A 12,999-nucleotide genomic window follows, 5' to 3' on the forward strand; every position below is an offset into this window, starting at 1 on the left:
CCGATGCACGTCCTGCCGTACCTGGTCGCCGGCTACATCTTCCTGACGGGCTGCTACGGCCTCGCCACCAGCCGGAACCTGATCCATGCCGTCGGCTGTCTCGCGGTCTGCCAGTCCGCCACCTACGTCCTGCTGCTGGCGGTCGGCTACCGCGACGGCGCCACCGCGCCCGTCTTCTCCGACCTGAAGCCCGGCTCCCGGCCGGTCGTCGATCCGGTCGTGCAGGCCCTCACGCTCACCGACATCGTGGTCGGCGCCACCGTCACCGCGCTGCTGCTCGCCCTCGTGCTGCAGATCGCCAAACGGCACGGCACGATCGACCCCGACGAACTGCGGGAGCTGCGCGGCTGATGCACCACCTGATCCCGCTCCTGGTCGCGATCCCGCTGTTCGGCGCCGCCCTGCTGGTGGCCACGGGCCGTCATCTGCCCCGCATCGCGGCCGAGATCGTCGGGTTCGTCGTCTCCGGCGCCACGGCCGCCCTCGCGCTCGTGCTGCTGCTGAACTCGGCGCCGCCCATGGTCGAGTGGGTCGGCGGCTGGCTGCCCGTCGACGGCGAGAGCGTCGGCATCCTCGTCGTGGGGGACGGGCCGGCGCTCGGGATGGCCGCGCTGGCCTCGCTGCTGACCCTGGCCGCCCTCGCCTACTCCTGGCGCTACTTCGACGAACCGCCACGGGACCGCACCGGCTCCTTCACCGCGCTGATGCTGGTCTTCCAGGGCGCCATGTGCGGATTCGCCGTGGCCGGCGACCTGTTCAACGCGTTCGTGTTCTTCGAGCTGATGAGCGTGGTGGCGTACGCCCTGACCGGCTACCGCATCGACGAGGCGAAGGCCGTCCAGGGCGCCCTGACCTTCGGGGTCGTCAACTCCCTCGGCGCATACGCCATGCTGATGGGCATCGCCCTGCTGTACGCCCGTACCGGCGAGCTGGCCATGGCGAAGATCGGCCGCGGGCTCGACGCCGCCGCCGGGCGGGGCGGGCCCGACGCGCTGGTCCTCGCCTCCTTCGTGCTGGTGCTGACCGGACTGCTGGTGAAGGCGGCGGCCGTGCCCTTCCACTTCTGGCTCCCGGACGCGCACGCAGTCGCCCCCACCCCGGTCTGCATGCTCCTGTCCGGCGTCATGGTCGAACTCGGCGCCTACGGCGTGTGGCGGGTGTACGGCACCGTCTTCGCCGGACCCGGCGGCATCCCCGCCGCCGACCTGACCCGGGCCTTGGTGAGCCTCGGCGCCCTCACGGCCGCGACCGGCGCCGTCATGTGTTGGTACCAGCGGCACATCAAACGCCTCCTCGCCTACTCCACCGTCGCCCACACCGGCCTGTTCCTCGTCGGGCTCGGCGTCCTCACCCCCGAGGGCGACGACGGCGTCGCCCTGTACCTCCTGGGCCACGCCGGGGTGAAGGCCGCGCTGTTCGCCTGCGCGGGCGTCCTGCTGGACCGGTTCGGCAGCGTCGACGAGCACGCGCTGCACGGCCGGGCCCGGGGACAACTGCGCGCCACCGCGGTGATGTTCGCCGTCGGCGCCCTGGGCCTGGCCGGCCTGCCGCCGTTCGGTACGGCGCTGGGCAAGGCGGTCGCCGAGGAGGCGGCCGGCGGCCCGCTCACCGTGCTGTACGTGGCCGCCTCCGCGATCACCGCGGGCGCGGTCCTGCGGGTCACCGGCCGCGTCTTCCTGGGCCTCGGGCCGCGCCCGGAGGACGCGGAGTACGAGACCAGCGGCTCCGACGAGGCACCGGAGACGTCCGGCCTGCTGCGCCGGATCCCGGACACCATGACGACCGTGCCCGCCGCGCTGCTCGCCGCCGTCCTCGCCGTCGGGGTGGTTCCCGGCTTCGGCGCCCTGGTGGCCCGCTCCGTCAACGAGGCCGGCTCGGGCGGCGCCCACGCCTCGGTGCGCTGGACCGCGCACGGCGTGCTGCTGGGCATGGCCTCCACCGTGCTGGCCGTGGCGCTGGCCGGCCTCGCCGTCACCCGCCCCCGCTGGGTGGCCGCCCCCGACTGGGCCGTGCCCCTCAGGCGCCTGCAGTCCGGGCACGTCGGCGACTACGTGGCCTGGCTGCTGGTGGGCGCGACCGTACTGGGGGCGCTGGCCCTGCCGGGGGTGCTGGGCGGCTGATCAGGTCCCGTACGTGATGTGCACCTCCTTGAACCCGAGCGAGCGCAGCAGGCCCTGGAGCATGCCGGTGGTGTTGCTCTCCGCCCGGGCGGTCAGCCCGCTGCGCTTCGCCGCGTCGCCGATGTGCCGGACGGCGAGCTTCTGCACGGCCTGCTCGCTGTTGGGGTTGTCCGAGAACAGGTCGCCGAGCCGGTCCAGCAGGCCGCGCTGCTTGGATACGGCGTAGGAATGGTCGGGGTCCAGGGCCGGCCTGCCGAGCCGCGCGTGCGGCAGCCGGATCGTGGCCGACGTACGGTCCTTGTCGACCCGCACGTCCCGCTCGCCGACCCCGCCGAGGTCGACGTAGGCGTCCACGGTGCCCGCGCCGACGTACAGGGTGCGGGTGCCGTGCAGGGCGTCGGGCAGGAACTTGGCGTCCTTCTCGAGGTCCACGACGACCTGGAAGTTGCCCGAGGCCGCGTTGTAACGGCTCATGTCCTGGATGGACTTGAGCAGTGCGGGCCCGGAGCGGTCGTTGGTGTCGGTGCCGAACAGGTCCTTGATGCCCGGCAGTACGGCCAGCCGGATTCCGGCGAACAGTACGGCGAGTACCAGCACGAGTGCCGCCACGGCCTTGGCCCAGCCCGGCAGGCGTCTCACGGAAGTCGTCATCGCGACGGTCCTCCTTCCTGCCGACCGGATGCCCCCGAACTGCCCGCGCAGACAGGCGCGCGGAGCGAATCGCACCCTTGCTGCGTCTGAGCGACCGTCTGAAGAGAACGGCCCGTCGGTGCGACACCGACGGGCCGTCCGTCATCGTCCGGCCGGAGCCGGCCCGCTCACAGGGAGCCGGACGCGGCCTCCGAGCGGGCCAGGGCCTCCTCCAGGCTCGGGTGCGGGGGCAGCAGCCGGGCCAGGCCGGTGACCCGGAACACCCGCAGGGTCAGCGGGTGCGTGCACACCAGGTGCAGTTGCCCGCCGCGCTCCAGCACCCGGACCCGCGCCCGGTACAGCAGGCGCAGCCCCGAGCAGTCGAAGAACTCCACCGGCCGCAGGTCGATGACCAGCCGCACCCCGGGCCGGTCGGTGACCCGGTCGAGGAACGGGCCGATCTCCGCCGCCGAAAGGATGTCGATCTCGCCCCGCAGTTCCAGCACCGTGTGCCCGCGGTCCTCGTACACGCCCAGTTGCCGGGTGAGAGGTACGGGTTCGTGTCGCACCTCGGCACCACCTCCCACCCGCGCCCCGACGTCGCTTCCCGATCGCCAAGTTACCCTCGATGGAAGGAATTTGAGCATGTTCGATTGACATATGTCTTCGAGTTTGTCGCGTGTCGCGGGCGGGAGGCGAGCGCGGGTCGCTCAGTCGGCCAGCAGCACCAGCTTGCCGGTCGTCCGGCCGGTGTCGCCCAGCGCGTGCGCCTTCGCCGCCTCGGCCAGCGGGAACGTCCCGGCGATCGTCGCCTTCAGCCGCCCGGACTCCGCCAGTTCCGCGACCGCCCGCATCCCCGCCCGGTCGGCGTCGACCAGCATGCGCACCGCCCGCACGCCCAGCCGCTCGGCCTCCTCGTAGAAGTCCTCGGAGCCCACCGGCAGGATCGACACCACCACACCGCCCGGCCGGAGCATCCGCAGGGACCGCACGGAGGTCTCGCCGCCGAGCGTGTCCAGGACCACGTCGACGTCCCGCACCGCCTCCGTGACGTCCGTGGCCCGGTAGTCGACCGGCTCGTCCACGCCGATCTCCCGCAGGAAGTCGTGCTTGCCCGCGCTCGCCGTACCGATGACGTACGCCCCGCGCGCCTTGGCGATCTGCACCGCCACATGGCCCACCCCGCCGGCCGCCGCGTGGACCAGCACCCGCTGCCCCGGCTGGACGTCGGCGTGCTCGGTCAGCGCCTGCCAGGCGGTCAGGGACACCAGCGGCAGCGCACCCGCCTGCGCATGGTCGAGGGAGGCCGGCTTGTGTACCAGGGCCCGGGCCGGGACGGTGACGTACTCGGCGTGCGAGCCGTGGCCGAACGGGTACGGAAGCATCCCGAAGACCTCGTCGCCGGGCTGGAACGCGGCCACCCCGATCCCGGTCTCCGCGACCTCGCCGGAGACGTCCCAGCCGAGGACGAACGGGGGCTCGCCCAGGAATCCGCCGGTGGCCCGGTGCTTCCAGTCGGTGGGGTTCACTCCGGCGGCCCGCACCCGGACCAGCACCTCGTTCGGTCGCGGCTGCGGCCGCTCGACCTGTACTTCCTTCAATACCTCGGGACCGCCGAGGACGTCCTGGCTGATGGCTCGCATCGTGTTCACATCGCTCATGGTGCCCCAGCCTGCCCGAGCCCGCCCGGCCCGGGAAATGGCACGATTGCCAACCTTCGATAGAATCGTGCCATGTCTGATCTGGAGCTGCGCCCCCGGCGCCCGGAACGGGTGGTCGTCCTGGCCCTCGACGGCGTCTACCCCTTCGAGCTGGGCATCCCCAGCCGCATCTTCGGCGCGGCCGACGGCCACTACGAGGTGCTCACCTGCTCGGTCGACGGCCGGCCGGTTCGCACCAACGCCGACTTCACCATCGGTGTCGCCCACGGCCCGGAGATCCTTCAGACGGCCGACACGGTCGTCGTCACCTCCATGGCGCCCGCCCACATCCCCGCGGAACTGTCCGCCGACGTCACCGCTGCCCTCGCCCGGATCCGCCCGGACGCCCGGATCGTCTCGATCTGCACGGCCGCCTTCGTGCTCGCCGAGGCCGGCCTCCTCGACGGTCGCCGGGCCACCACCCACTGGCAGGTGGCCGACCTGTTCCGCCGGCGCTACCCACAGGTGGATCTCGACCCGGACGTCCTCTTCGTGGCCGACGGCCGCATCCTCACCTCGGCCGGCGCGGCCTCCGGCGTCGACATCTGCCTGCACATCGTCCGCACCGACCACGGCAGCGAACTGGCGAACGCCGTCGCCCGCCGCTGTGTCGTGCCCCCGTTCCGGGACGGCGGCCAGGCCCAGTACATCGAGCAGCCGGTCCCCGAGAGCGGGGCCGCCGGCACGGCCGCCACCCGCGCCTGGGCGCTGGAGCGCCTGCACGAGCCGCTCACCCTGGCGGACCTCGCCGGGCACGCCCGGATGAGCCTGCGCACCTTCGCCCGCCGCTTCGGCGACGAGGTCGGCCTCAGCCCCGGCCGCTGGCTCATCCAGCAGCGGGTGGCCCGCGCCCGGCATCTGCTGGAGGCCAGCGACCTGCCGGTGGACCGGATCGCCGCCGAGGTCGGCTTCGCCACCGGCGCGTCGCTGCGCCAGCACCTGCACGCGGCCATCGGGGTGTCCCCGCAGGCCTACCGGAGGACCTTCCAGCAGGCCCGCTGAACGTTCCGGCCCGCTCCGGCGTCGGAGGACCGCACGGACCGGACAGGCGCGCAGGAGAAAAGGGGCGGGGATGCGAAGAGGTCTCGCGGCGGTGGCGGTACTGACAGCGGTGGCGGTGGCGGGGTGCGACGACGGCCCCCGGCCGGACCTGGTGCTGAAGGGCACCCCGCCGGCGACCCCCTACAGCGGTCCGCTGTACGTCCCCACCAAGGAACTCGACGAGCAGAGCCCCCGGGCGATGCGCCTGGCCTCCGGGGCGGCCGGCCGGGCGCTGGAGTGCGACGGGGAGATCTTCGACGGCTCCGGACCCGACGGGTGGAGCAGGTCCGACGGCGGCGCCACGCCGGAGGAGGGCCTGGCCTTGTACTTCGACATGGTCCAGCCGGAGCTGCCCGACCACGGCTACCGGGTGGAGCGCGAGGAGCCGGACCGGGTGCTGTACTCCTACGACGTGGGCGGCCGTACGAAGGTGGCGGTCGTGGTGGCCAAGGACCAGAAGGACCGGCCCGGCTGGGGCCCGGAGACCGACGCCTCCTGCGATCCGGCCGAACTCCCCGAGAGCTTCACGGCCACCACGGGCTGGCAGATCTGGACCGATCGCGCGGGCCGGAGGGTGCCGGTGACCCGGCTGCACAGCGCACCGGGCCCGGAACACTGCGGCTGGCAGTCCGCCGGCTTCCTCACCCTGGACGACCGGACCTACGCCCGTGACCCCGACGGCGTGCTGGGCCGGGACGGGCTGCTCCGGGCGCCCTACCGCAAGGACGTCCGCATGCCCGCCGACGCCCGGGACACCGGATACCACCACCGCGGCCGCCGGCTGTGGCTGACGGCCGACAAGGCGACGGCGTACGTCCGCACGGACCACGGGGTGGAGGCGTGGCCGCAGGTCAAGGACGGCGTCGGCTGCGCTTGACCGGTGCCCGGGACCTACTCCGCGGCGTACACGCACTCGCCCCCGACGTAGGTGAGCGCCACGGCCGTCTCCGCGATCGCCTCCGGCGGCCCGGCGAACGGGTCGCGGTCCAGCACCACCAGGTCGGCGAGCGCACCTGCGGCCACCCGTCCGGTCTCGTCCAGGTGGTTCACGTACGCCGAGCCGGCCGTGTACGCCGACAAGGCGTCGGCGAGGCCCAGCCGTTCGTCCGGCAGGAACACCGGCCCGGTGCCGCCCGGCTCGACCCGGTTGACCGCGACATGGATGCCCTGGAGCGGATCGGGGCTGCTCACCGGCCAGTCGCTGCCCGCCGCGAGCCGCGCCCCGGAGCGCAGCAGCGCCCCGAACGGGTACTGCCGGGCGGCCCGTTCGGGCCCGAGGAACGGGATCGTCAGCTCGTCCATCTGCGGCTCGTGCGCGGCCCACAGCGGCTGGATGTTCGCGGTGGCGCCGAGCCGGGCGAACCGCGGCACGTCGTCCGGGTGGACGACCTGGAGATGCGCGAGATGCGGCCGGGTGTCGTTCGGCCCGTTCGCGGTGCGGGCCGCCTCCACCGCGTCCAGCGCGTCGCGCACGGCCCGGTCGCCCAGCGCGTGGAAGTGGCACTGGAAGCCGAGCGCATCCAGCTCCGTGACGTACCGGGGCAGTTCACCGGGATCGATGAAGCTCTTGCCGCGGTTGGCGGTCCGGCATCCGCACCGGTCCAGATAGGGGTCGAGCAGCGCCGCCGTGCCGTTCTCGGCGACGCCGTCCAGCATCAGCTTCACCGCGCCCGCCCGGAACCGCCCCCGGCTCGACGCGGCGCGCTTCTCGACGAGTTCGGGGATCTGCTCGGCCCCGCGCTCCCGGTCCCACCACAGCGCACCCACGACCCGGGCGGTCAGGGAACCGTCCTGCGCGGCGGTGAGATACGCCTGGGCCGGGTCGTCCATGCCGAGGAAGTCACCGACCAGCGCGTCCTGCCAGGCGGTGATGCCGAGCGCGTGCAGGTGCCGCTGGGCGCGCAGCAGCGCGGCCAGCCGGTCGGCGGGGGTGGCGGGCGGGGCCAGCCGGCCGACCAGCTGCATCGCGCCCTCCTGGAGGGTGCCGCTGGGCTCTCCGGAGGCGTCCCGCTCGATCCGCCCGTCGGCCGGGTCGGGCGTGTCCCGGCCGACACCGGCCAGCTCCAGCGCCCGGCTGTTCACCCAGGCGCCGTGGTGGTCGCGGTTGGGCAGGTACACCGGCCGGTCCGGGACGACCGCGTCCAGCAGCTCCTTCGTCGGCGTACCGCCCGCGAACGCCTCCATCGACCAGCCGCCGCCCAGGATCCACTCCCGCTCCGGGTGGGCGTCGGCGTAGGCGCGTACGGCGGCCACGGTCTCCTCGGCCGTCGTCGCCCTCGTCAGATCGCACTGGGACAGTTCGAGCCCGGCCGGCACCGGGTGGACGTGCGCGTCCTGGAAACCGGGCAGCAGCAGCCGCCCGGCCAGGTCCACCACCTCCGTGCGCGGTCCGGCGAGCGCACGCACCTCCGCGTGCCCGACGGCGGTGATGCGGTCGCCGGTGACGGCCACGGCGGTGGCGGTACGGCCCTCGGGGGTGAGGACGGGGCCGCCGGTGAAGAGCAGGTCAGCGTGCATGGTGCCTTTCCAGGTGGATCGGTCGGAGCGGGCGGGCGGTGTCGGTGAACCGGCATCGTCCCAGTCCAGGCCGTGGAGAGCATCCTCGGCGCGGAAGGGGGCTGGGGGAGACCGCCGCCCGGACACGCCCTGGGCGACTCCGTGCGCGGACCGGGGATCCACGGTCACACTGATCGTCACGATCACCCAGAGGAGGCCGTACGCCATGACCCCGCCCCCCGCCCGCAGTGCCGAGCAGCGCAAGAAGGACACCCTCCACCGGCTGGAGAACGATGTCGACGCGTGGGTCGCCACCGCCGGTCCCGACGGCGCCGCCCCGTATCTCGTGCCGCTGTCGTTCGTGTGGGACGGCACCTCACTGCTGTTCGCCACGCCGGCCGAGAGCCCCACCGGCCGCAACCTCGTGGCCACCGGCCGGGCCCGTCTCGGCATCGGTCCCACGCGGGACGTCGTCCTGATCGACGGCACCGTGCGGGCGGTGACGCCCGAGGACCTGCCCGAGGAGGACGCCGAGGTCTTCGCCGGCAAGACCGGCTTCGACCCGCGTCAACTGGTCGCGCGGTACCTGTACTTCAGGGTCCTCCCGCAGCGGATCCAGGCCTGGCGCGAGGAGAACGAGCTGAGCGGGCGGGAGCTGATGCGCGACGGGGAGTGGCTGCCCGCCGACTGAATCCGGGGGCCCGGGATATCCGCAGGGGAGAGGACACATCCCGGGAGGATCCATGGCACTGGTCAAAGCGGGCGTGGTCGTGCTGGACTGCGCGGAACCGGAGAAACTCGCGGAGTTCTACCGCGAGTTGCTGGACGGTGAGCGGACGGCCGCGTCCGCCAACCTGGTGGAGATCCGGGGCGCCGACGGCGTCCGGCTGGCCTTCCGGCGCGACGTCAACGCGACCCCGCCCAGCTGGCCGCGCCCCGAGAACTCGCTCCAGGCCCATCTCGACTTCCTCGTCGAGGACTTGGACGAGGCCGAACGCCGGGTCGTCGGCCTCGGCGGCCGTCCCGTCGAAACCAGGGGCGCGGCGGGCCCCTACGAGGAACGCGGCTACGCCGACCCCGCCGGCCACTCCTTCACCCTCCGCCTGGTACCGCCGACGGCCCCGAAACAGGGCTGACGCCGGAGACGGTTTCACGGCGCGAAACGCTGGTCGGTGCCGCCGGGGGTGACGGCGCTGGTAGCGACCCGAGGCGGACCGGCCGCCGGTGCTGAAGGCGGCTCGGCGGGTGCCGTCCAGGTGACCCACCCGGTGGCGTCGTAGCAGTTGGCGGCCCTGGTGGCGGCGGGGCTGCCCACCGGAGGGACCCGACACCGCGGAAGGGCCGCGAGGTCCCTTCGCACGAGGCGGCCGGGCTGCGCGGGTCCGCTGCAGGGAGGGCTGTCTGCCCGGTGGCGGAAGGCGGGCTGCCGGCGGCAGCGGACGGGGCTGGCCGGAACCGGCCGACGGTGCCGCGACGGGCTTGGCCCGGGACACCGGAGTCACGCTGACCGGGGCGTCGCACCGAACCCCCGGCGGCGCAGCAGCGGGCCGGCCGGAAGCACTGGGGCGGGATCGCGCCTGGCGCCGGTGCGATGGTGGCTGACGGTGCCGGAGTCGGGCTGGCCGGGGTGTCGTAGCGGAGCCTCCGGTGGCGTCGCAGCGGCCGGCCGGGTGTGCTTGGGCGCGGTCGTGCCTGGCGGCGCCGGGGTTATGTGGGCCGACGGAACCGCGACCGGGCTGCCCGGTGGCGCGGGGAGGGGCTTGCCCGGTGGTGCCCGGACCGGGGTGACCGGTGGTGCCGAGACGGGCCGGTCCGGGGTACCCGGGCCGGCCCGTTCGGTCGGGGGGAGGTGAGGCTGGGCGGGGTCAGTCGCGGCCGCCCTTGTCGGTTGCCGGCCATACGCCTGTCGAGCGGGCGATGGCCTTGGCGCCGGTGCGGTCCACGGCGCTGCGTACGACCGCGAAGATCGCGCCCTGGACCGCCGCGGCAAGCAGGATCTCGCCCCAGCTGCGGTCCGGGTCCAGGGCGTCGGGCGCGTCCTCCTCGTGCCGGATCGCCATCCATGCCTTGCGGAAGGCCATGCCGGCCAGCGCGCCACCCGCCCAGCTGAGCACGAACCCGACCGGCTGGTAGGCGAGAGGGAGCTTCTTCTTCTTGTTCTTGGCCATGTGTGACTACTTCCTCGTCAGCCGCCCCTCATGCGGGCCGTCCTTGCGGGGCCACCCGTTCGCCCGGGAGCACCGGCCCCGGCGGCGTCCCGTCCCCGAACGGCCGGCCGCCCAGCTCCGCTCGGCCGTGCGGGCTCAGCCAGCCGGCGAGATCCGGGCCGAGCGGCACGATGCCGGTGGGGTTGATGCCGGAGTGCACCTGGTAGTAGTGCCGCTTGACGTGGTCGAAGTCGACCGTGTCGCCGAACCCCGGTGTCTGGAACAGATCCCGGGCGTACGCCCACAGCACCGGATGCTCCGCCAGCTTCCAGCGGTTGCACTTGAAGTGGCCGTGGTAGACCGCGTCGAACCGGACCAGCGTGGTGAACAGCCGGATGTCCGCTTCCGTGAGGGTGCCGCCGACCAGATACCGCTGCCCCGACAGCCGCTCACCGAGCAGTTCCAGCCGCCGGAAGACGCCCGCGCACGCCTCCTCGTACTCCTTCTGGTGCGTGGCGAACCCGGCCCGGTACACCCCGTTGTTCACGTCCTCGTAGACCTCGGCCATCACCTGGTCGATCTCCTCGCGCCGCCCGTCCGGGTACAGGTCCGGCGCGCCGGCGCGGTGCAGGGCCGTCCACTCGGTGGCCAGGTCCAGGGTGAGCCGCTGGTAGTCGTTGGTGACCAGCCGCCCGCTGGGCACGTCCACTATCGCGGGCACGCTCACCCCGCCCGGATAACCGGTCTCCCGCTTGTCGTAGGCCTCGCTCAGGAACCGGATGCCGAGCACCGGGTCCCGGCCGCCGGGATCCAGGGTGAACCGCCAGCTGCGGTCGTCCTGGATCGGGTCGGCCACCGCCATCGGCAGCGCCTCCTCCAGCCCCAGCAGCCGGCGCGAGATCACCGCCCGGCTCGCCCACGGGCAGGCGCGGGAGACCACCAGCCGGTACCGGCCCGCCTCCACCGGCCAGCCGTCCCGGCCGTCGGCGGTGATCCGGTCCGTGAAGTGGCTCCTGGACCGGGTGAAGCTGCGGTGTCCGTAGCCGCGGTTGCCGTCGCCGCCCATGTCTCCTCCTCGCCGCCCGGATCCGCCCGGGCTCGCCCGGGCCGTCCGGGTGCTCCTCGCCCCGCGTTCCCCGTTTGGCGCGGACCGCACGGTGTGAGCCGTCCGGTCCCGGGCAGTCGGCGAAGGGTGAGTGGGACATCCTCGGAACGGGAGACGGCCGCACGGACGGCCGAGGACGGCACAACAGGACCGGCGCACGCCGCGGGCCCGGGAACGGCACCGGCGCACGACCCGGACGGCGGAGCCCGACCGGCCCGCGCCCCCGCCGGCGGCGACGCCGACGGCGAGCCCCGGGGCGAGCCCGGCGGCGGGGCGGAAGCCGGGGCCGACCGGCACACCAAGGTCACCGTCCTCGTGGCGCTCGCCGCCAACCTGGTGATCGCCGTCGCCAAGGCGGCCGGCGGTGTCCTCGCGGGCTCGCCCGCCCTGCTGTCGGAAGCCGCGCACTCGGTCGCGGACAGCCTCAACGAGGTCTTCCTGCTGGCCGCGCTGCGCCGCAGCCGCCGCCCCGCCGACACCCGGCACCCCTTCGGCTACGGCAAGGAACGCTTCTTCTGGTCGCTCCTCGCCGCCGTCGGCATCTTCGTCATGGGCGGCTGCTTCTCCTTCTTCCAGGGCGTCGAGGCCCTCCACAGCGGCGCCGAGGAGAAGTTCAGCGGCTATGTCGCGGGTCTGATCGTGCTGGGCGTGGCGCTGCTCGCCGAAGGCCTCTCGCTGCTGCGGGCCCTGCACCAGGTGCGCCGGCAGGGCGGCGGCCTCAGCGCGCTGCGCGATCCCGCGCTGCGCACGGTGGTCGCCGAGGACGGCACCGCGGTGCTCGGTGTGAGCCTCGCGCTGGCCGGTATGGCCCTGCACATGGTGACCGGGCAGGTCGTGTGGGAGGCGTCCGCCTCGCTGGCGATCGGCGCGCTGCTGGTCTACGTCGCCTTCCGGCTCGGCCGCGACGCCCGCGCCCAGCTGATCGGGGAGGCCGCGGATCCGGAGCTGAGCGGCAGGATCCGGGCCCAGCTGCGGGCCCAGCCGGAGATCGACAGTGTGGAGGCGCTGTTCACCATGAAGATGGGCCTCGACTCCATGCTGGTGGCCGCCCGCGTCGACCTGGTGCCGGGTCTGGACAGCGAACGCGTCGAGGAGGTCGCCGTACGCATCAAGCGGTCCCTCGCCCGGACGTTCCCGGACGCCGACCAGATCTTCCTGGATGTCACCGACCGCCCGGCGGGCGAGGCACGAGAGAGCCCCGCCGCGACGGGGGAACGCGGCGGGGCCTGACGCACCAGTGCCCGCCCTCAGGCCGGTTCACACGTCCCCGGAACAGATTTTTCTGAAACGGAGCCGTCTCCGGCCTGAATCAGCTCTCGTCGAGCGGCTCCAGCACGAAGACCGGGATCTCCCGGGAGGTCTTCTCCTGGTAGTCGGCGTACGGCGGGTACGCGGCCACCGCCCGCTCCCACCACGCGGCCTTCTCCGCCCCGGTGACCTCCCGGGCCCGCATGTCCCGCTTCACCGGGCCGTCCTGGAGCTCGACATGCGGGTCGGACTTCACGTTGAAGTACCAGACGGGGTGTTTGGGCGCACCGCCGAGGGAGGCGACCGCCGCGTACCGGCCCTCGTGCTCGACCCGCATCAGCGGCGTCTTGCGGATCTTCCCGCTCTTCGCACCCCGGGTGGTCAGCACGATCACCGGCATCCCGGTGTCGCGCAGCGTCGTCCCCTTCGTCCCGCCGGAACTCTCGTACAGCTCGACCTGCTCGCGCACCCACTGCGTCGGGCTGGGCTCGTACTCGCCCTCAAGAGGCATG

14 protein-coding genes are annotated in these 12,999 nt (G+C 73.6%); 7 read left to right on the forward strand and 7 right to left on the reverse strand.

Annotation, left to right across the window (positions count from 1 at the left end; all coding sequences use genetic code 11):
- Positions 1–3 precede the first annotated feature (3 nt).
- The gene (locus ACIP4Y_RS20725) at positions 4–351 is read left to right on the forward strand and encodes a sodium:proton antiporter (protein ID WP_358641477.1); all 348 of its coding nucleotides are present in this window, start codon (positions 4–6) and stop codon (positions 349–351) included.
- Positions 351–2,120, forward strand: a complete 1,770-nt coding sequence (locus ACIP4Y_RS20730; protein ID WP_401395389.1) for a complex I subunit 5 family protein — start codon at positions 351–353, stop codon at positions 2,118–2,120. Before ACIP4Y_RS20725 ends, ACIP4Y_RS20730 begins: the two co-directional genes overlap by 1 nt.
- Here the strand turns inward: ACIP4Y_RS20730 and ACIP4Y_RS20735 are convergent, their stop codons facing one another.
- The 3 genes from ACIP4Y_RS20735 to ACIP4Y_RS20745 form a co-directional block, all read right to left on the reverse strand.
- Positions 2,121–2,771: a DUF4230 domain-containing protein gene (locus ACIP4Y_RS20735; protein WP_401395392.1), complete on the reverse strand. Its 651-nt coding sequence runs from the start codon at positions 2,769–2,771 to the stop codon at positions 2,121–2,123.
- Positions 2,772–2,938: 167 nt separating this feature from the next.
- Entirely contained in the window at positions 2,939–3,319 is a 381-nt protein-coding gene (locus ACIP4Y_RS20740; protein ID WP_401395395.1) for an anti-sigma factor antagonist, read from the reverse strand.
- 141 nt (positions 3,320–3,460) lie between these two features.
- Complete coding sequence (locus tag ACIP4Y_RS20745) at positions 3,461–4,411, reverse strand: NADP-dependent oxidoreductase (protein ID WP_401395398.1); 951 nt, start codon at positions 4,409–4,411, stop codon at positions 3,461–3,463.
- Positions 4,412–4,483: 72 nt separating this feature from the next.
- Here ACIP4Y_RS20745 and ACIP4Y_RS20750 point away from each other — a divergent pair, with 72 nt between their 5' ends.
- Positions 4,484–5,452, forward strand: a complete 969-nt coding sequence (locus tag ACIP4Y_RS20750) for a GlxA family transcriptional regulator (protein WP_401395401.1) — start codon at positions 4,484–4,486, stop codon at positions 5,450–5,452.
- Positions 5,453–5,522: 70 nt separating this feature from the next.
- The gene (locus ACIP4Y_RS20755; protein WP_401395404.1) at positions 5,523–6,368 is read left to right on the forward strand and encodes a hypothetical protein; all 846 of its coding nucleotides are present in this window, start codon (positions 5,523–5,525) and stop codon (positions 6,366–6,368) included.
- Between the two features lie 14 nt (positions 6,369–6,382).
- Here the strand turns inward: ACIP4Y_RS20755 and ACIP4Y_RS20760 are convergent, their stop codons facing one another.
- Positions 6,383–8,008 (reverse strand): amidohydrolase, encoded by a 1,626-nt coding sequence (locus ACIP4Y_RS20760; protein WP_401395407.1) that lies wholly within the window; start codon positions 8,006–8,008, stop codon positions 6,383–6,385.
- A 205-nt stretch (positions 8,009–8,213) separates the two neighbouring features.
- Between ACIP4Y_RS20760 and ACIP4Y_RS20765 the strand changes: the two genes are divergently transcribed.
- Positions 8,214–8,678: a pyridoxamine 5'-phosphate oxidase family protein gene (locus ACIP4Y_RS20765; protein WP_401395410.1), complete on the forward strand. Its 465-nt coding sequence runs from the start codon at positions 8,214–8,216 to the stop codon at positions 8,676–8,678.
- Positions 8,679–8,730: 52 nt separating this feature from the next.
- On the forward strand, positions 8,731–9,123 hold the full coding sequence (locus ACIP4Y_RS20770) for a VOC family protein (protein WP_358641330.1): 393 nt from the start codon (positions 8,731–8,733) through the stop codon (positions 9,121–9,123).
- A gap of 729 nt (positions 9,124–9,852) precedes the next feature.
- On the opposite strand, the gene ACIP4Y_RS20775 is transcribed toward ACIP4Y_RS20770, so the two are convergent.
- Together ACIP4Y_RS20775 and ACIP4Y_RS20780 are read right to left on the reverse strand one after the other, a co-directional pair.
- A complete protein-coding gene (locus tag ACIP4Y_RS20775; protein ID WP_358641328.1) occupies positions 9,853–10,155 on the reverse strand; it encodes a DUF4235 domain-containing protein in 303 nt (100 codons plus the stop codon).
- A gap of 28 nt (positions 10,156–10,183) precedes the next feature.
- Positions 10,184–11,200 carry a glutathione S-transferase family protein gene (locus tag ACIP4Y_RS20780; protein ID WP_401395414.1) on the reverse strand — a complete coding sequence of 339 codons (1,017 nt, stop codon included), beginning with the start codon at positions 11,198–11,200 and terminating at the stop codon, positions 10,184–10,186.
- Between the two features lie 354 nt (positions 11,201–11,554).
- On the opposite strand from ACIP4Y_RS20780, the gene ACIP4Y_RS20785 reads away from it, so the two are divergent.
- Positions 11,555–12,469: a cation diffusion facilitator family transporter gene (locus ACIP4Y_RS20785; protein WP_401396121.1), complete on the forward strand. Its 915-nt coding sequence runs from the start codon at positions 11,555–11,557 to the stop codon at positions 12,467–12,469.
- A 79-nt stretch (positions 12,470–12,548) separates the two neighbouring features.
- Here the strand turns inward: ACIP4Y_RS20785 and ACIP4Y_RS20790 are convergent, their stop codons facing one another.
- Complete coding sequence (locus ACIP4Y_RS20790; protein ID WP_358641322.1) at positions 12,549–12,998, reverse strand: nitroreductase family deazaflavin-dependent oxidoreductase; 450 nt, start codon at positions 12,996–12,998, stop codon at positions 12,549–12,551.
- Position 12,999: the final 1 nt, after the last annotated feature.

It is taken from the genome of Streptomyces sp. NPDC088810, from assembly GCF_044750305.1.
GTDB lineage: Bacteria > Actinomycetota > Actinomycetes > Streptomycetales > Streptomycetaceae > Streptomyces.